The 18,332-nt window shown below is 62.0% G+C and carries 16 protein-coding genes and 4 pseudogenes; 14 read left to right on the top strand and 6 right to left on the bottom strand.

The window, feature by feature from the left end:
* Position 1: 1 nt before the first annotated feature.
* Positions 2-895, top strand: coding sequence for a response regulator (locus G5575_RS20370; protein WP_328765957.1), 894 nt, complete (start codon positions 2-4; stop codon positions 893-895).
* 1 nt (position 896) lies between these two features.
* Positions 897-1,292, top strand: a complete 396-nt coding sequence (locus G5575_RS09980) for a DUF2237 family protein (protein WP_165700255.1) — start codon at positions 897-899, stop codon at positions 1,290-1,292.
* Between the two features lie 38 nt (positions 1,293-1,330).
* On the opposite strand, the pseudogene araD1 reads toward G5575_RS09980, so the two are convergent.
* Positions 1,331-2,319, bottom strand: a pseudogene (gene araD1, locus G5575_RS09975) (AraD1 family protein).
* Between the two features lie 269 nt (positions 2,320-2,588).
* Here araD1 and recA point away from each other — a divergent pair.
* The 3 genes and pseudogenes from recA to alaS all read left to right on the top strand — a co-directional run bounded on the left by recA (position 2,589) and on the right by alaS (position 6,944).
* Positions 2,589-3,654: pseudogene (recA, locus tag G5575_RS09970) on the top strand (recombinase RecA).
* Between the two features lie 59 nt (positions 3,655-3,713).
* Positions 3,714-4,025: pseudogene (locus G5575_RS22230) on the top strand (endonuclease domain-containing protein); the annotation flags it as partial.
* A 279-nt stretch (positions 4,026-4,304) separates the two neighbouring features.
* Positions 4,305-6,944 carry an alanine--tRNA ligase gene (gene alaS, locus G5575_RS09965; protein ID WP_165700258.1) on the top strand — a complete coding sequence of 880 codons (2,640 nt, stop codon included), beginning with the start codon at positions 4,305-4,307 and terminating at the stop codon, positions 6,942-6,944.
* 104 nt (positions 6,945-7,048) lie between these two features.
* Here the strand turns inward: alaS and G5575_RS09960 are convergent, their stop codons facing one another.
* The 4 genes from G5575_RS09960 to G5575_RS09945 all read right to left on the bottom strand — a co-directional run bounded on the left by G5575_RS09960 (position 7,049) and on the right by G5575_RS09945 (position 10,434).
* Positions 7,049-8,005 carry a TIM44-like domain-containing protein gene (locus G5575_RS09960; RefSeq protein ID WP_164534181.1) on the bottom strand — a complete coding sequence of 319 codons (957 nt, stop codon included), beginning with the start codon at positions 8,003-8,005 and terminating at the stop codon, positions 7,049-7,051.
* Between the two features lie 345 nt (positions 8,006-8,350).
* Positions 8,351-9,562, bottom strand: a complete 1,212-nt coding sequence (locus G5575_RS09955; protein WP_164534180.1) for an NADP-dependent isocitrate dehydrogenase — start codon at positions 9,560-9,562, stop codon at positions 8,351-8,353.
* A gap of 105 nt (positions 9,563-9,667) precedes the next feature.
* Positions 9,668-10,003, bottom strand: a complete 336-nt coding sequence (locus G5575_RS09950) for a TfoX/Sxy family protein (protein ID WP_164534179.1) — start codon at positions 10,001-10,003, stop codon at positions 9,668-9,670.
* A complete protein-coding gene (locus tag G5575_RS09945; protein WP_164534178.1) occupies positions 10,003-10,434 on the bottom strand; it encodes a GFA family protein in 432 nt (143 codons plus the stop codon). The genes G5575_RS09950 and G5575_RS09945 overlap by 1 nt, the downstream gene beginning before the upstream one ends.
* A gap of 93 nt (positions 10,435-10,527) precedes the next feature.
* Between G5575_RS09945 and G5575_RS09940 the strand changes: the two genes are divergently transcribed.
* From G5575_RS09940 to rpsD, 5 genes and pseudogenes are all read left to right on the top strand, one after another.
* On the top strand, positions 10,528-11,097 hold the full coding sequence (locus G5575_RS09940) for a GNAT family N-acetyltransferase (RefSeq protein ID WP_164534177.1): 570 nt from the start codon (positions 10,528-10,530) through the stop codon (positions 11,095-11,097).
* 89 nt (positions 11,098-11,186) lie between these two features.
* Positions 11,187-11,804, top strand: coding sequence for a GNAT family N-acetyltransferase (locus G5575_RS09935; protein WP_164534176.1), 618 nt, complete (start codon positions 11,187-11,189; stop codon positions 11,802-11,804).
* A 36-nt stretch (positions 11,805-11,840) separates the two neighbouring features.
* Complete coding sequence (locus G5575_RS09930; RefSeq protein WP_164534175.1) at positions 11,841-12,644, top strand: RNA methyltransferase; 804 nt, start codon at positions 11,841-11,843, stop codon at positions 12,642-12,644.
* Positions 12,641-13,929: pseudogene (locus G5575_RS09925) on the top strand (MFS transporter). Before G5575_RS09930 ends, G5575_RS09925 begins: the two are co-directional and overlap by 4 nt.
* A 148-nt stretch (positions 13,930-14,077) precedes the next feature.
* On the top strand, positions 14,078-14,695 hold the full coding sequence (gene rpsD / locus G5575_RS09920) for a 30S ribosomal protein S4 (protein ID WP_164534174.1): 618 nt from the start codon (positions 14,078-14,080) through the stop codon (positions 14,693-14,695).
* A gap of 158 nt (positions 14,696-14,853) precedes the next feature.
* Here rpsD and G5575_RS09915 read toward each other — a convergent pair whose 3' ends face one another.
* Positions 14,854-16,266, bottom strand: coding sequence for an SbmA/BacA-like family transporter (locus G5575_RS09915; RefSeq protein WP_164534173.1), 1,413 nt, complete (start codon positions 16,264-16,266; stop codon positions 14,854-14,856).
* Between the two features lie 179 nt (positions 16,267-16,445).
* On the opposite strand from G5575_RS09915, the gene ttcA reads away from it, so the two are divergent.
* The 4 genes from ttcA (at position 16,446) to G5575_RS20365 (ending at position 18,327) form a co-directional block, all read left to right on the top strand.
* On the top strand, positions 16,446-17,306 hold the full coding sequence (ttcA, locus tag G5575_RS09910) for a tRNA 2-thiocytidine(32) synthetase TtcA (RefSeq protein ID WP_164534735.1): 861 nt from the start codon (positions 16,446-16,448) through the stop codon (positions 17,304-17,306).
* Between the two features lie 65 nt (positions 17,307-17,371).
* The gene (locus G5575_RS09905) at positions 17,372-17,662 is read left to right on the top strand and encodes a DUF4287 domain-containing protein (RefSeq protein WP_164534172.1); all 291 of its coding nucleotides are present in this window, start codon (positions 17,372-17,374) and stop codon (positions 17,660-17,662) included.
* Positions 17,663-17,705: 43 nt separating this feature from the next.
* On the top strand, positions 17,706-18,020 hold the full coding sequence (locus tag G5575_RS09900) for an ArsR/SmtB family transcription factor (protein ID WP_164534171.1): 315 nt from the start codon (positions 17,706-17,708) through the stop codon (positions 18,018-18,020).
* A 127-nt stretch (positions 18,021-18,147) separates the two neighbouring features.
* On the top strand, positions 18,148-18,327 hold the full coding sequence (locus tag G5575_RS20365) for a hypothetical protein (RefSeq protein WP_235935911.1): 180 nt from the start codon (positions 18,148-18,150) through the stop codon (positions 18,325-18,327).
* Positions 18,328-18,332 lie beyond the last annotated feature (5 nt).

Raw genomic sequence — 18,332 nt, 5'->3', positions numbered from 1 at the left:
GGTGCTGCTCAAGCGCATGATCGGCGAGAAGAACACGCTTTCGGTCGAACATGGCCGCAATATCTGGCCGGTACGCGCCGACGTGGTGCAGCTCGAACAGGTGATCATCAACCTCGTGGTCAATGCACGCGACGCCATGCCCAATGGCGGCTCGATCCTGATCCGCACGGCCAATGTCACCGAGGGGGAAGCGGCAAGCCTGAAGTTCGATGGCATGACGCCGGCGGACTATGTGCTGATCGACGTGGAAGATACCGGCACGGGCATGAGCCCGGAGATCATTCAGAAGATCTTCGAGCCGTTTTTTACCACCAAGGAACTGGGTAAGGGCACGGGCCTTGGGCTTTCGACGGTCTATGGGATCGTCAAGCAGACCGAGGGTTTCATCTACCCGGTCTCGACCGTCGGCGTCGGCACGACCTTCAAGATTTTCCTGCCGCGCTATGTGCCCACCGTCGAAGAGGTCAATGCCAAGGCGCTGGCCGCGGCGGCGCCGGTCAAGGACCTCACGGGGCAGGAGCGAATACTCCTGGTCGAGGACGAGGAAAGCGTGCGGGCTTTCTCTGCGCGGGCGCTCAAGGCGACCGGCTATGAAGTGTTCGAGGCCGATAGCGGTGAGGACGCGCTCTTCGTGCTCGAGGATCTCGACTACAAGGTCGACCTCATCATCTCCGACGTGGTGATGCCGGAGATGGACGGCCCGACCATGCTCAAGGCCATCCGCGGCAAGATGACCAATCTTAAGATCATCTTCGTTTCCGGCTATGCCGAGGAAAGCGTGCGCCGCGACATCGAGGACGACCAGAGCGTCGATTTCCTGCCCAAGCCCTATTCGCTCGACCAGATCAATTCCAAGGTCAAGGAAGTGCTGCAGCGGCAGGACAAGGAGCACTAGGGTGACCGCGCATCCGCGCTTCGAGGGCTCGAACGAGCGCAATGTGCTGGGCGAGCCGCTGCAGCCCTGCTCGACCGATCCGCTGACCGGGTTCTTCCGCACCGGCTATTGCGCGGCAGGGCCGGACAGCGCGGCGGTACACCTGGTCTGCATCGAGGCGACGGCCGCGTTTCTCGATTTTTCGAAAAGCGTCGGCAATGACCTCTCGACGTCGCGCCCGGAATTCGGTTTTCCCGGGCTGGTTGCGGGCAATCGCTGGTGCCTCGTGGCGATGCGGTGGGCGCAGGCGCATGAGGCGGGCAAGGCGCCGCGGGTTTACCTGCGGGCCACCAACCAGGCCGTGCTCGGCTATGTTCCGCTCGACGTGCTCAAGGCTTACGCGCTCGACCTGAACTAGGGCGCAAAGAAAAGGGCCGCTTTCGCGACCCTTTGTCCTTAGTAGAGCCCGCTGACCAGGACGGGTTTGTCGGCCTCGATCCGTACCGGATTGCGCAGCGGCAGGCCGAATTGGCTTTCCTCGATCTCGAAGACATCGTCGGGCTTGGTGGAGATGCCATCGGCAAAGCTCAGCGTTGCGGTGCCGAAGCAGTGCACATGCACGTCGCCGGGCTGGCAGAAGAGGTCGTATTTGAAGTGGTGGTATTCGAGATTGGCGATGGTGTGGCTCATATTGTCCTCGCCGGAGAGGAACGGCTTTTCCCAAAGCACTTCTCCGCCGCGGCGGATGCGCGACATGCCCTCGATGTGGCGCGGCAGATCGCCGACGCGCAGTTCCGGACCGAAGGAGCAGGCGCGTAGCTTCGAATGGGCGAGGAAGAGGTAGTTGACGCGCTCGGTGACGTGGTCGGAGAACTCATTGGCCAGCGCAAAGCCGAGGCGGCGCGGCTTGCCATTGGCGTCGATGAGGTAAATGCCGGCAATTTCTGGCTCCTCGCCAGCATCGAGCGCAAAGGCGGGCGAGGGGATGGGGTGTCCGGGGCGGGCGACGATGTGACCATTGCCCTTGTAGAACCATTCGGGCTGGACGCCGGTTTCGCCGGCCGCAGGCTTGCCGCCTTCGAGGCCCATGCGGAACATCTTCATGCTATCGGTGAGTTCGGTCGCCGGCTTATCGGTCTTGTGCATGGCGTCGCGGGTCGCGGCGGAGCCAAGGTGGGTGAGGCCGGTGCCGGTGACGTGGAGGTGCGCCGGATCGGGATGATCGATGGGGAAAGCAGCCGGCTCTCGGCGAGGAGGGCTGCCTTGTCGACGCTGGCCCCGAGGCCGCGGGCGGCAACGATCTCGGCCAGCGTATTGGTGCCGGAAATGGCAGCCTGCGCCAGATCATAGACCGAGCTTACCCCGGTGACGACGCGCGTTTCGCCATCTTGCGTGACCGCTACGGCACGGTTGCCGGCCTCGTCGGTAAACTGGATCAGGTGCACTTGAGGGTCCTCGCTTGGCGCTGGCTTTGCCCCGCATAAAGCGCATCGGCAGCAATGCTGTCCAGCTAAAAATCATACTTTTGGTTCGGCGTCGCGCGAGCTTCGAATCGGAAGCGATCATTGCCTGAGATTTGCACCGGCGAGCACAGAATTCCGCTTGACGGAGGCGAAACAAAATGAGAACAAATACAGCACAGACATTGCACATAAGCCGCGCTGGTCATCTCGTTGCAAAAGCCATCGAGAGCGTGAAATAAGGAGAGAGCATTATGGCAGCTTCGCCGCTTCGCGTTGTTGAAGGTGGATCGATGGATAAGGACAAGGCTCTTTCGGCGGCACTCAGCCAGATCGAGCGCAATTTCGGCAAGGGCTCGATCATGCGCCTTGGCGAAGCCTCTTCGATTGAGGTGGAATCGATCTCGACCGGCTCGCTCGGTCTCGACATTGCCCTCGGCATTGGCGGCCTTCCCAAGGGTCGTATCGTCGAGATTTTTGGGCCGGAATCTTCAGGTAAGACCACGCTCGCGCTCCACGTGATTGCGGAAGCCCAGAAGGCTGGCGGCATCTGTGCCTTTGTGGACGCCGAGCATGCCCTGGATCCGATCTATGCCCGCAAGCTGGGCGTCAATGTCGATGACCTCCTGATCTCCCAGCCGGATGCTGGCGAGCAGGCGCTAAATCACCGATACGCTGGTGCGCTCCGGCGCCATCGACGTGCTCGTGGTCGACTCGGTTGCAGCGCTCACCCCGCGCGCCGAACTCGAAGGCGAAATGGGCGATGCGCTGCCCGGCCTTCAGGCGCGGCTCATGAGCCAGGCCATGCGCAAGCTGACCTCCTCGATTTCGAAGTCCAAGTGCCTCGTCATCTTCATCAACCAGATCCGCATGAAGATCGGCGTGATGTATGGCTCGCCCGAAACGACGACGGGCGGCAATGCGCTAAAATTCTACGCTTCTGTTCGTCTCGACATCCGCCGTATCGGCGCACTCAAGGACCGCGAGGAAATCGTCGGCAACCAGACCCGCGTCAAAGTGGTCAAGAACAAGCTTGCGCCGCCGTTCCGCCAGGTCGAATTCGACATCATGTATGGCGAAGGCATTTCCAAGACCGGCGAATTGCTCGATCTGGGCGTCAAATCCGGGATCGTCGAGAAGTCGGGTGCCTGGTTCTCCTGGGATTCGCAGCGCCTGGGGCAGGGGCGTGAGAATTCCCGCCAGTTCCTCAAGGACAATCCGGAGATTGCCGCCACGATCGAACAAGGCGTGCGCGAAAGCTCGGGCCTCCTCGGCGAAGTGCTGCTGGTTGCCGGTGGCGACGATACGAGCGACGAATAAGCCTCCAAAGATCCCATGCATCTTCCCCCGCTCCGGCGGGGGTTTTTATTGGTGGCGAGATGGGTGTGCAGCGCGCCCGACAGCTCAGAAAAAATATGCCCGCTCCGGAAGCCAGGTTGTGGAACGTGCTGCGTGAACTTGGTTCGCACCACCACTTCAGGCGACGGGTGCAGATCGGGCCGTATTATGCGGACTTTCTCTGCCACCGGGCGAAGCTCGTGATCGAAGTGGATGGCGACTCACACTTCGTCGAGGATGGTCCAGAATATGACCGCGTGAAGTCAGAGTGTTTTGCACAAGATGGATTTCGCGTTCTTCGTTTTACCAATGACGAGGTGATGAAGAATCTTGAGGGGGTAACTGCTAGCATCGTTGCTGAACTGACGCCCCCACCCTTGATCCCTCCCCACGAGGGGGAGGGAGACGATGAACATCAGCCATCTTTCAAACTTTCAATTTGGGCCGGGGCCGACCAACTTGCGCCTCCCTCCCCCCCTTGTGGGGAGGGAATGAGGGTGGGGGTATTTCGTCCTCGTACTCGATACCGGATTCCCATATCCCCCGCTTTACACCTCTCCCGCCACCACGTTAAAAAGCCCCGTTTTTCCTACCTGGACGTCACGCGCGTCCTCGCCCACGAAAGTCCTTGCATGATCAGCGTCAACGACCTCCGTTCGAGCTTTACCGGCTACTTTGCCCTCAACGGGCATGAGGCCGTGCCGTCGAGCCCGCTGGTGCCGCGCAACGATCCGACGCTGATGTTCACCAATGCGGGCATGGTGCAGTTCAAGAACGTCTTTACCGGCGTCGAAAAGCGTCCCTACTCGACAGCGACCACGGCGCAAAAGTGTGTGCGCGCCGGCGGCAAGCATAACGATCTCGACAATGTGGGCTTTACCGCGCGCCACCACACCTTCTTCGAGATGCTCGGCAATTTCTCGTTCGGCGATTATTTCAAGGAACGCGCCATCGAGCTGGCCTGGAACCTCCTCACCAAGGAGTGGGAACTGCCGCGCGACAAGCTGATGGTCACCATCTACCAGGATGACGATGAGGCCATGGCGCTCTGGAAGAAGGTCGCCGGCCTGTCCGAGGATCGCATCGTGCGGCTCGGTGCCAAGTCCAACTTCTGGCAGATGGGCGATACCGGTCCCTGCGGCCCATGCTCGGAAATCTTTTATGACCATGGCGACAAGGTCTGGGGTGGTCCGCCGGGTTCGCCCGACGAAGATGGCGATCGCTGGATCGAAATCTGGAACCTCGTCTTCATGCAGTTCGAGCAGCATGCCGACGGCTCACGCACCGGACTGCCGCGGCCGTCGATCGATACCGGCATGGGGCTCGAGCGTGTCGCGGCCGTGATGCAGGGCGTGCACGACAATTACGACATCGATCTCTTCAAGGCGCTGATTGCCGCTGCCGCCAATGCCACCAATTCCGACGTGGCCGGCCCGGGCAATCGCAGCTTGCGCGTCATCGCCGATCACCTGCGCTCGATGAGCTTCCTGATCGCCGAGGGCGTGCTGCCCTCCAATGAAGGCCGTGGCTACGTGCTGCGTCGCATCATGCGCCGCGCCATGCGTCACGCGACCTTGCTCGGTGCGAGCGAGCCGACGATCTTCAAGCTCGTACCGACGCTGGTGCGCGAGATGGGCCAGGCCTATCCCGAGCTCAGCCGCGGCGAAGCCATGATCACCGAAACAGTGCGTCTCGAAGAGGGCCGGTTCCTCAAGACGCTCGGCCGTGGTCTTCAGGTTCTCGAAGCCGAGACGGCAGGCCTTGGCGAAGGCGCGACGCTGAGCGGCGACACCGCCTTCAAGCTCCATGACACTTACGGTTTCCCGCTCGACCTGACGCAGGATGCCCTTCGTTCGCGCGGCATCAGCGTCGACCAGGCGGGCTTCGACGCCGCGATGGCGCAGCAAAAGGCCGAAGCGCGGAAAAACTGGGCCGGCTCGGGCGAAGCGGCGGCGGACACGGTCTGGTACGGCCTTGCCGACAAGCTCGGACCCACCGAGTTCCTGGGCTACGAAACCGAAACCGCGGAAGCCGAGATCAAGGCCCTGCTGGTGGACGGCGCCGAAGTGCAGTCGATCGAGGCGGGACAGGAAGGTCTCGTCGTCGTCAACCAGACGCCGTTCTATGGCGAAAGCGGCGGCCAGGTCGGCGATACCGGCGTGATCACGGCCGAGGGCACGCGGGCCGACGTCACCGACACCAACAAGTTCCACGGCGTCTTTGCCCATAAGGTCAAGGTCAACGAGGGGTCGTTAAAGGTCGGCCAGGCGGTCGAGCTCGTGGTCGATCACGATCGTCGCTCGTCCATCCGCGCCAACCACTCGGCGACGCATTTGCTGCACGAGGCGCTGCGCCTGGTGCTGGGCGACCATGTCGCGCAGAAGGGGTCCCTGGTTTCGGCGGACCGGTTGCGCTTCGACTTCGTCCATACCAAGCCGATCTCCAGCCAGGAAATGGCCGAGATCGAAGACATTGCCAACAGCATCATTCTCCAGAATACCCCTGTCGAGACACGGCTGATGGGTGTCGAGGAAGCCAAGAAATCCGGCGCTCGCGCGCTGTTCGGCGAAAAGTACGGTGACGAGGTCCGCGTGGTTTCGATGGGCGAGCCCACCGGCAACGGGCTGGGCTGGTCGGTCGAGCTTTGCGGCGGCACCCATGTGCGCCGCACTGGCGATATCGGCCTCGTTTCAATCGTCGGCGAAAGCGCCGTTGCGGCCGGCGTGCGCCGCGTCGAGGCGCTGACCGGAAAGGCGGCGCGTCATCGCGGCAATACCAATGTGGCAATCGTTTCTTCTGCTGCAGGTCTTCTGCGCTCCGGCACGCAGGAAGTGCTCGAGCGGATCGAGGCACTGCAGGAACAGCTCAAGCGCAACGAACGCGCCCTCGCAGATGCGCGCCAGAAGCTGGCGCTCGGTGGTGGCGGCGAGGCTGGCAGCGCTGGCGAAACCGTCAACGGCGTGACCTTTGTCGGCCGCGTGGTCGAGGGCGTCGCCGCCAAGGACATCAAGAGCGTTGTCGATGCCGAAAAGAAGCGCATCGGTTCGGGCGTCGTGGTGCTGGTGCTCAAGGGCGAGGACGGCAAGGGCACGGTGGCCATCGGCGTGACCGACGATCTCACCGGCAAATACGCTGCCGGCACGCTGATCAAGTCGGCGACCGCAGCGCTTGGCGGGCAGGGCGGCGGGGGCCGGCCGGATATGGCCCAGGGCGGCGGTCCGGATGGCGCCAAGGCCAATGAGGCAATCGCAGCCATCCGCGAGCTGCTCTAAACATCAAGCCCCGCTTCGGCGGGGCTTTTTCATTCAGCACGACGCACTCGTCGCAAAGAAATGCCCCCGACTTTCATCGGGGGCACGCTTTGTCGTCGCGTAGATCAGGCTTCCTGGATGGCCGAGAGCTTCCAGTCGCCGCGGACCTGTCGGACGAAGGTCCAGAGTTCCTTGGCTTCTTCGAGCACCTCCGGATCGCCGGCGACGACGCGGTCGCTGGTGCGTTCCACCGACCAGTCGCGCAGTTGATAACGCATGGCGACGGTGGCGTATTCCGTGTTGCCCTCGCGCCAGCTTTCCGAAACATCGCCCTGGAGAAGCTTGATGTCGGAGAGGCGGTTGATCTGGCCGCGGCTGGCATTGGAGGCCAGTTCTTCGGCGAGAAACCCCATCATCTCGGGCGTCGTCACCTGGCGCAGGGCGGCGTAGTCCTCACGGCCATAGGCGGTCTGGATGTGGCCCAGCATCTGCTCGAAAGTGTCGAGGTCCTTGTTGGTGATGCCGAGTTCGTCAGGGTTCTTGGGTTGCGCAGGGGTGCGGGTGGCGCTGCCGCCGCCGAAATTGGGCATCGGTCGCGTGGCGTTGGCTTCGCGGCCCATATAGGGCGCACCATTGGCGGTGGCCGGCCGATTAGTGCCGCGCACGAGGCGCATGACCAGCCAGATGGCGCCGCCAATCAGAAGGGCCTGGAACAAGAGGCTCATGAAGCCGCCGATGCCGCCAAAGCCCGTGCCCAGGAGGAGGCCGAAGAGGCCGCCGAGCATCAGTCCGCGGAAGAGCGAGCCGCCAAAGCCGTTGAAGAAGCCACCGCGCGGCTGCGCCGTCTGCTGGGCGGGCGTGCGCGCGGCAGTGCCCGGCTGGGATGGGGTCATGGTACGATTGATTGGCGCTGCGGGGCCGGGGATGGTCTGCGTCGAGGCAGGCGGAGCAAAGGTGCGGCCGCCGCGGCTGCCGAAGCCACCGCGCGCACGTGCCTCGGCATAGTCCACGGCCGCCATGGAAAAGATGACCACAAAGACCGACAACAGGCTGGCCAGTTTGAAGCCGCGATTTCTGAACATGGGGCACTCCTCGAAAGATGCGCCAAATATGGTGTGTTTTTGCTGCGGATTAAGAGCCGAAATGCGGATTTCTCTGCGGCTAATGGTGGCGGCGGGCAGGGGTTCCGGGGTTGTGGGGAAGTTGAGATGACCCCCACCCAGCCTCCCCCTTTTGGAGGGGGAGGAGTTCGGCTGGTGATTGTCATAAATCGTGGTTTGGCTGCGATGGGGCTCCTCCCCCTTCTGCAGGGGAGGTTGGGTGGGGGTGAGCCTTCTCAGAGCACCCTAGAGCAGGCCTAACACTCAGCACATGCGCAAACAAAAACGGCGCCCGAGGGCGCCGTTTCTTATCGACAGAGGCGAGGCTTATGCCATGGCCTTTTGCAGGTTCTGGTCGATGGCGTCGAGGAAGCCGAGGGTGGAGAGCCAGGGCTGTTCGGGGCCGACGAGGAGGGAGAGGTCCTTGGTCATCTTGCCTTCTTCGATCGTGTCGACTGTGACCTTTTCGAGCGTTGCGGCGAACTTGGCGAGTTCGGCATTGTCGTCGAGCTTGGCGCGGTGGGCAAGGCCACGGGTCCAGGCGAAGATCGAGGCGGTGGAATTGGTCGAGGTTTCCTTGCCCTGCTGGTGCTGGCGGTAATGACGGGTCACCGTGCCGTGGGCGGCTTCGGCCTCGACGATCTTGCCATCGGGGGTTGCCAAAACCGAGGTCATGAGGCCGAGCGAGCCAAAGCCCTGGGCGACGATGTCGGACTGGACGTCGCCGTCGTAGTTCTTGCAGGCCCAGACGTAGCCGCCGCTCCACTTGAGGGCGGAGGCGACCATGTCGTCGATGAGGCGGTGCTCGTACCAGATTTTCTTGGCTTCGAACTGTTCCTTGAACTCGGCCTCGTAGATCTCCTGGAAGATGTCCTTGAAGCGGCCGTCATAAGCCTTGAGGATGGTGTTCTTGGTCGAGAGGTAGACCGGGACGCCGCGGGCGAGGCCGTAGTTGAAGCTCGAATAGGCGAAGTCGCGGATCGAGTCGTCGAGGTTGTACATGGCCATGGCGACGCCCGAGCCGGGGGCCCGGAACACTTCGTGCTCGATGACCTGGCCATCTTCGCCGGTGAACTTGATGGTCAGCGTGCCTTTGCCGGGGAAGGTGAAATCGGTGGCACGATACTGATCGCCAAAAGCGTGGCGGCCGACGATGATCGGCTGGGTCCAGCCGGGAACGAGGCGCGGCACGTTCTTGCAGATGATGGGCTCACGGAAGATCACGCCACCCAGGATGTTGCGGATGGTGCCGTTGGGCGACTTCCACATCTTCTTGAGGCCGAATTCTTCGACGCGCTGCTCGTCCGGGGTGATGGTGGCGCACTTGATTCCGACGCCGTACTGCTTGATGGCGTTGGCGGAATCGATCGTCACCTGGTCATTGGTGGCGTCGCGGTTTTCGACCGAGAGGTCATAGTACTTGATGTCGAGATCAAGGTAGGGGTGGATGAGCTTGTCCTTGATCGCCTGCCAGATGATGCGGGTCATCTCATCGCCGTCGAGATCGACGACCGGGTTGGCGACTTTGATCTTGCTCATCGAAAACTCCCTGAATGCGTGGCCTTTGCCATGTCGGTCGCCCGTATAGCATTGCAGGGCAAAAGCGCAAAGGCGGGCTCGGCATGGGGGCTTGCCGAGGGCGTGTTACTTTGCCGGCAGCGTCCGGACGAAGGCGCGGGCGAGGTCGATCCATTCGCCGAGGGCGGATTCGTCTTCGATGGCATCGCCGCTGACGAGGACGAAGCCGCTCATTTGCCGGCCGGACATGTCCATGATGTTGGCGCCTTCGCGGCGCAGGGCTGATGCCATGCCGTCCTTGCCAGTGCGCACCAGCAGCGATCCGTCCTTGAGCGGAGCGACCAGCATGTTGCCGTCGAGCATGAAGCAGCGGCCGCCAAACATTTTCTGTTCGCGAATGTTTTTGCCGCGAGGCAGCAGGTCGCGGACGCGGTCTGCGAGTTCCTCGGACGCCATGCTCATCACGATTTCTCCGGCCGGTAGGTGTAGTAGCGGGGAATTTGCTCTGCGATAAGGTCCCAGTCTGGATGCGAGCGGGCAAAGATCAGCTGGTTGGGCGAGAACCAGTCGTTCTGACCGGCAAGGAGGCCAGCCGGAACGATGCGCAGGTCTGGTGCGCGTGACGAATGGGCGAGGAGGGTGGTGCCGCAACCGGAACAGAAGTGACGTGTGAAGGTCGCGCCCGAATCCGCTGGTCGCTCGAAACTTTTGGTAATGCCGCTGAGTGCGGTGCTGCTGGCGGGCATGAGCACGACGGAGGAATGGCCGCTGCCGGAAACCTTCTGGCAGTTCTCGCAGCTGCATTGAAACATTGAGACGGCTTTGCCCGTGACCCGCAGCGTGACGGCGCCGCAGTCGCAACGGGCAGTGAGGTCGAGTTCTGGTCTGGGCATGGTGGAAGGCTGACATGAAGGCTGGGCTGGAGCAAGCGGCTTGCCAACGGCGTTAGGAGGGGCAAAGCTGTTGCCACTCTGAACGGGAACGCCATGGCCATTCGACCGGACTATCCGCTAACCACGGAACGGCTGCGCCTGCGTCCGTTCACGCGCGGCGATGTCGATGCAGTCCATAGCTATCGCAGCCGTCCAGACGTGGCCCGCTATCTCTTCGACGCCCCGCTCAGCCGCGAAGATTGCGCGCTTGCGGTGCAGCAAAGAACGACGCAGTTGCACCTCGACCAGGAGGGTGACCGGATCATCCTGGCCGTCGAGTCCCAGGCGGATGGCGTGCTTTTGGGCGAGATCTCGCTGATCTGGCGATCATCGGAGGCGCGGCAGGGCGAAGTGGGCTGGATTTTTCACCCGGCCTATCAGGGCAAGGGCTTTGCCAGCGAAGCGGCGCGGCGATTGATCCATCTTGCTTTCGAGAATGGCGAATTCCATCGCCTCTATGCCCGGTGCGATGCGGGCAATGTTGCATCCTGGCGCCTGATGGAGCGGCTGGGCATGCGCCGGGAGGCGCATTTCCGGGAGCATGCGGTGTTCAAGGGCGAGTGGGACGAGGAGTTCTATTACGCGATCCTCCTGCGCGAGTGGCAGGCTCGACAGGCGGGGTAAGATATTCCCGGCTGGTGACGGAACTTAGATGCTTTGGTGTCGTTCGGGCACGTGGGCTGAATACCGTCCAGCTGGGAGCGCTTACCATTATGTCATCTTTTTCTTTGCCAATTGCCACCGACCGCCTGCAACTTCGCCCCTTTGAGCGCGGTGATGTCGAAGCCGTTGCCGCCTATCACACATTGCCTGCCGCCCAGCGTTATGCCCTGCGCCAGTCCCGTTATTCTTCCGATGTCGCCGATGTCGTCGGCGCGATGCGCAACCAGGTTTCCCTGCAGCGTCCCGGCGATACCCTATCCCTTGCCATGGTGCGTAAGGGCGACAATCAGCTGATCGGCCAGGTCTGCCTGATCTGGTCGGATGCGACCTCCGGTCAGGGCGAAGTGCGGTTCATGTTGCACCCGGCCTATTCTGGTCAGGGCTATCTGACCGAAGCGCTGAGGACGATCTTCAATCTGGCCTTCGACGAGTTCCGCATTCATCGCCTGACCGTTCGTTGCGATGGCCGCAGCCACCATTCCATCAAGCTGATGCAGACGCTCGGCATGCGCCTTGAGGCGCATTATCGCGAACATGCGCTGTTCCAGGGTGAGTGGGACGAAGAGCTGCATTTTGCTATTCTCGATCGCGAATGGCGCCCGTCGACGAAAGTGGTCGATTTCCGCCGCCGCAGCGCAACGCCCGATTTGCCCCGCGCCGCCATTTGAGCTATGCCGCCGCGGTCTCCTTAAGGATCGCGGCACATGGCAGGCACCGATAGTTCGCAACCCATATCGCTGGCGCCCACGCCGGCGATTATTCTTTGTGAGCCGCAACTTGGCGAAAATATCGGCTCGGCTGCGCGCGCCATGGCCAATTTCGGGCTTTGGGATTTGCGCCTGGTGCGGCCGCGCGATGGCTGGCCCAATGAAAAGGCGATCGCTGCGGCGTCTCGCGCCGACCATGTGCTCGAGCGCGTTCGCGTCTTCGAGACGCTTGAAGAGGCGATCGGCGACTTGACGCTGGTTTATGCCACCACGGCCCGCTCGCGCGACATGCAGAAGGAAGTGTTGGGGCCGGAGGAAGCGTCCACCAATATGGCGGCGCATATTGCTGGCGGGCAGGGCGCCGGGCTGCTGTTCGGCCGCGAACGCTGGGGCCTGCTCAACGACGAAGTTGCCATGGCCGATGCCATTGTCACCCTGCCGGTCGAGGCGGCCTTCGCCTCGCTCAACATCGCGCAGGCCGTGCTGTTGATGGCCTACGAATTCCGACGCACCAGCGCGGAGGGCAGGGCGCTGCCGTTCAGCGAAGGGCTGGCCGAGCCGGCGCCGCGTTCGGAGCTGGTGGGGCTCTTCGAGCATCTGGAAGGCGTGCTCGATCAATCCGGATTTTTCACGACGCCGGACAAGCGTCCCAGCATGGTCAACAATCTGCGCACCGCTCTGACCCGCGGGCGCTTTACCGCCCAGGAAATCCGCACCCTGCGCGGCGTTATTTCATCGATCGATCGCCGCCACGAGCGACCCAACCCCAATCGGCAGAAGCCGGCAAAAGACCCCCAATGAGCACCGCAGTCCCCGCCGACAAGTCACGCATCGCGTTCAGCTATGTCGGTTTCCGCTTCTTCTGGCTGACGACGCTTCTGGTCAGCTTTGCCGTCCAGATCATGTCGGTTTCGATCGCCTACCAGATCTATGAAGTGACGCGCGAACCGCTGCTGGTGGGCCTTGTGGGGCTCTGCCTGTTCCTGCCGGCGCTGCTTTTGATCCTGGTCACCGGCTTGACCGCGGACCGCTTCAACCGGCGCCGCATCATGGCGATCTGCCTTTGCGTCGAACTCGCCTGCGCCATCGGCTTTCTCCTTTTCACGGAGGCTGAGGCGCATGAGGTGTGGCCGATCTTCGGCATCCTCATCGTGCTGGGCACGGCGCGCGCTTTCTGGGGCCCGGCGGCACAATCGCTGGCGCCGAACCTCGTGCCGCCCGAAGCGCTCAGCAATGCCATCACCGTCAATGCTTCGGCTTGGCAGTTCGCGTCTATCGCCGGCCCTGCGGTGGGTGGCGTGCTCTACACCTTCGGCGCCCCTGTGCCCTTCGGCATTGGCGCGGGTCTCCTGGCACTGGCGGTGGTCACCGTTCTCCTGATCCCGGCGCCGCCCAAGCGTGAGTCGACACAGGCGACCAGCATGGAAACGCTGCTTGGTGGCTTTCGATATATCTTCTCCAACAAGGTGGTGCTGGGTGCCATTTCGCTCGACATGTTTGCCGTGCTGATGGGCGGCGCGGTGGCGATGCTGCCGATCTATGCCACCGACATTCTTCATGGTGGCTCGATCGCCAATGGCCTCCTGCGGGCATCGCCGGGTATCGGCGCCATTGCCATGGCGCTGTTTTTGACGCGCTTCCCGATCCGCAATTTTGCAGGCCGCATTCTCTTCATCTTCGTCGCGCTGTTCGGTGCGTTTACGGTGGTCTTCGGCTTTTCGACCTCCATTTGGCTGTCGATCCCGGCGCTGGCGCTGGTCGGCGCGTCCGACATGGTCAGCGTCACCATCCGCGAGACCATCATGCAACTCTGGACGCCCGAAGAGGTCCGCGGCCGCGTCAATGCGGTCAATTCGGTGTTTATCGGCGCGTCCAACGAGCTCGGTGAGTTCCGGGCCGGCACGGTGGCGCATTTCGTGGGGCCCGTCGCGGCCGTGGTGATCGGGGGTTCGGTGCGATCGCCGTGGCCGGGATCTGGAGCGTCATCTTCCCGGGGCTGCGCGAACAGCGCTCGCTCGACCACAAGATGGTGGCCGACGGCACGGCGGAAACGCTAGCGCCGGCGGAAAAGCCTTCCGGCGCTTGACTTCGGCGGGCGCGGGTTTTAAGACGCGCCCACCTATTCCGGCCGATCGGCCCATAGGCGCACCCGGGATTTCGATAAGAAGTCTGTCGGTCATCCGCAAGGATGGCAGAGGAGGGCGCGATCCATTTAACGTCTAAAAGGATACGCGATGACAAAGCGCATTTCTGCCAAGCACAAAATCGACCGCCGTCTTGGCGAAAACATCTGGGGCCGTCCCGCCTCGCCGCTGAACAACCGTGCCTATGGCCCCGGCCAGCATGGTCAGCGCCGCAAGGGCAAGCTTTCGGACTACGGTCTGCAGCTGCGCGCCAAGCAGAAGCTCAAGGGCTATTACGGTTCGGTCACCGAGAAGGCGTTCAAGCGCCTCTACACCGAAGCTGCCCGCGTCAAGGGTGATACCGGCGAGAACCTGATCGGCCTGCTCGAATCGCGCCTCGACGCGATCGTCTACCGCGCCAAATTCGTGGCCACGGTGTTTGCGGCCCGCCAGTTCGTTTCTCATGGCCACGTCCTGGTCAACGGCAAGCGCGTCAACATCCCGTCCTACCAGGTCAAGATCGGCGACAAGATCGAAGTGCGCGAGCGCTCCAAGCAGCTGACCGTCGTTCTCGAAGCCACCCAGCTGGCCGAGCGTGACGTTCCGGATTATGTGGAAGCCGATCACTCCAAGATGACCGCCACCTTCGTGCGCGTCCCGGCCCTCGCCGACGTGCCGTATCCGGTCCAGATGGAACCGAACCTCGTCGTCGAATTCTATTCGCGCTAAGCCAAACGGGCTTTGAAATCGGAAAGGGCCGTCCCTCGGGGCGGCCCTTTTGTTTTGCCGCACAGCTTCCGTTTCTCAAAGCGCTTGCTCTGCGAAAAACGTCACGCAAAGCGTTGCAACTGGGATTTGGGAGGGGTGCCCCCTCCCACGTTGGCAAACTAAATCGTCGCTTCGTCGCCCAGTTGCTCTTTGATGGGTTCCTGGTCCCTGGGGATGAAGCTCTCGAAGCGGTGTAGACGCATGTAGATGGACTGCAGTTCGACGATGGTGGTCCATGACCGGGCGAAGAACTGGAACGAGGTTGCCACCTCGCCAAAAGCGTTCTGAACCTGCTGGTAGATGCCCAGCGTAATGGTACCCGCCAGGATCGACGGCGAGAGCGTTAGCAGCGGGACATAGCCGGCAACCTGGAGGTAGGCGTAACGCGCCAGGTTGAAGTAGGTGTAGTGGAAGTAGAGGCGGTAGTAGTTCTTCTGCACATTGGCGAAGAGCTCGCGGAAGCTGGGCGGGTCTGCACGGGTCTCTTGGTCTTCGCCGTAGACCAGTTCCTTGCGTAGCGCGGCTTCGACCTTCTGGTTTTCGAAGTTTAGGCCGGGCAGGCGAATGCCGACGATCCAGAGCAGGGCGGTGCCGAAGGCGGCAACCACGAGCGCGACCCATACTAGGCTGCCCGGCACCTGGCCGATAATTGGCACTTCGCTGACTGATTGGCTTAGCCGCCAAAGGATGGGCAGAAACACCACGAGCGACAGAAGCGAGCCGAGGAAGCTCGTGCCCAGATCTTCGACGATCGAGGCAAAGCGCATCGTATCCTCCTGCACACGTTGCGCGGCGCCTTCGACTTTTCGCAGCGAGGGCCAGTATTGCATGTAGTAGGAGGTCATCGCCTTTCGCCAACGGAACACATAGTGCGAGTTGAAGAAGGCAAAGAGCACAAGGAAGATGATGTTGGGCAGAAGGACGAGGAACAGCGTCCAGACGTAAGGGTAGAAGGTATCGGGAGAAACCGAGCCCGGCTCGCTCAAAGCCTGCTGCAGGATGTCGAAGAACTGCCCCTGCCAATCGTTCAGGAAGGCGGCTAGCTGAACCTGGCTGTAGACGGCGAGGAACAGTGCCGAGCTGCCGACGACACTCCACCAATACCATTGATTGCGCTTGTAGAAGTACCAGAAGGCGCAGAAGGCTGCGGTGCAGAGGAGGATGTACCAATATTCCCAAATGCGCGGACCATTCAGGAAGCGAGCCTCCGCGGCCTCGCAATTGGCGGCGGCAACTGCGGTGGCCGCCGGCTCGGGAACTGCGGCCTGCTCAGTCGCAACGGCAGGGGCGCTCGGGTCGGTCGATGTGGGCCCGCCTTCGGGCGCTGGAAGCGCATCGGGCGCCGGAGCGACCGGTGTTTCGGCCGCGGGGATCTGGTCGGGCGCGCAGATTGCCGGCGCAAGGAAACGGTCGATGCTGATAACCGAGCGCACCGGATTGCCGGCGAACTGGAAGATCAGCGTCGTCAGCAGCATCCAGAGCAGCGCCGAGGAGAAGAATTCTTTGGGGGAGGGGAAGAATGAGCGAAACACCGGGAGACTCCAGGGTGCCGTGAGAGATCGTCATCTAACTGTGACAGCACGGTTTAAACAAGGACGGGAAGTTAAGCTTTGGTAAGGTTGTGCACGCCCGCTTTTGCTTTCCAACCGCGGGTGGCGGCGGTATCAGCAACGCAAGCAGATCTAGAGAAAGTTTCGCCATGAGCACGGTGATGGAAGCCCCTGCCGCACAAGTCGATGACAGCGAGGCCGGCGCCCATCCGATTTTTGCTAATGCGCCGCGCTCGGTCGAGTTCAACAAGCTGCGCAAGCGCCTGATCCGCAATACCCGCGAGGTGCTGGAAAAGTTCGCCATGGTGAAGCCCGGCGACAAATGGCTGATCGCGCTTTCGGGCGGCAAGGATAGTTATGGGCTCCTGGCGCTGCTGCTCGATCTCAAATGGCGCGGATTGCTGCCGGTAGAGCTCCTCGCCTGCAATCTCGATCAGGGGCAGCCCAATTTTCCCAAGCACATCCTACCGCAGTTTTTGACGGGCCTGGGGATCGAACACCGGATCGAGTACCAGGACACCTATTCAATCGTCACGGACAAGCTGCCAGCGGGCGCCACCTACTGCTCGCTCTGTTCGCGCCTGCGCCGCGGCAACCTTTATCGGATCGCCCGCGAAGAGGGCTGCACGGCACTGGTGCTTGGTCACCATCGGGACGACAGCCTCGAAACGTTTTTCATGAACATGTTTCATGGCGGCAAGCTCGCGGCCATGCCGGCAAAGCTGGTCAATGATGAAGGTGACCTTCAGGTTTTGCGGCCGCTGATCTATTGCGCCGAAGAAGACCTGCAGCGGTTTTCGGATGCCATGGCATTCCCGATTATTCCTTGCGACCTTTGCGGATCGCAGGATGGGCTTGAGCGTAATGCGATGAAGGCGATGCTGACCGATATCGAAAAGCGCATGCCGGGCCGCAAGGACGTGATGATCCGCGCCTTGGGCAACATCAATCCAAGCCACATGCTGGATCCCAAACTCTTCGATTTTGCGGGACTGACGACGGCGCCGCGCAGCGTCGTCTGAGTACTTGTCGAAGTCGGTGCCGCTCGATCGTCTTGTTGTGAGCAGCGCCAGTTAGGGAGCCTCCGATGTCCTTTCAAGCCTATCTCGATGCGGTCGAAACCAAGACCGGCAAGACGCCGCGCGAGATCGTCGATCTGGCAAAGGCCAAGGGCTTCGACGATCCCAAGATCAAGGCCGGCGAGATCCTCGAATGGCTCAAGGCCGATTTTGGCCTCGGCCGCGGGCACGGCATGGCGATCGTGCATGTGATAAAAAACGGCCCCGAGATCGATGCCAAGCATGTGGGAACCAGCGGCGTGCATCGGGACGAGAGCACTATGCTTTGGCTAGACGGGATAGCAAGCAAGCCACGATAACGGCGCTTGCCACGACTCATAAGTCTGTGCTTATCTGTTCGACATGAACGAAGCCGAACTTTTCCGCGTCCTTTCGGACCCAACCCGCCGCGCCATCCTCGAACGCCTGTCCGGCGCCGAGCTGACGGCCACCGACTTGCGCGAGGGCTTTGACATTTCGCAGCCGGCGATGAGCCAGCATTTGGCGGTGTTGCGTGGGGCGGGGCTGGTGCAGGAGCGGCGCGAGGGGCGGTACGCGCATTACCGGATCGATCCGGAAGGCTTTGCTCCGCTTCATTCGTGGCTGGCGCGCTATCGCGACTTTTGGCCGAGCCGCATCGAGAAACTCAAGGACCTTCTAAGGGAGATGGACCAATGAGCGACACGCCCGAACTGGTCTTTGAAACCGATTTGGAGGCGCCGCCGGAAAAGTCTGGCGCGCGCTGACCGTCCCCGAATATCTCGAGCGCTGGCTGCAAAAGCCGGATGACGCCAAGCTCACCTTGGTGGCGTCAAAAGATAGGGCGGAACTGACCTATCGGCTCTCGGAACCAGACAATGAGAGCCTCGTCACCTTCGAGATCGAAGGTAACGGATCTGGCGGCACGTTTTTCCGCCTCACCCATGCTCCGGCCGCGGCCAACAGCAACGAGCCGTTGCCCGAAACGCTGATGCTCGCCGCCTAAGGCAC

This window comes from Devosia aurantiaca (assembly GCF_011058215.1).
In the GTDB taxonomy this organism is placed as follows: domain Bacteria; phylum Pseudomonadota; class Alphaproteobacteria; order Rhizobiales; family Devosiaceae; genus Devosia; species Devosia aurantiaca.
Note: the sequence above shows the minus strand (reverse complement) of the source record. Positions and strands in the feature narration are given on the sequence as shown.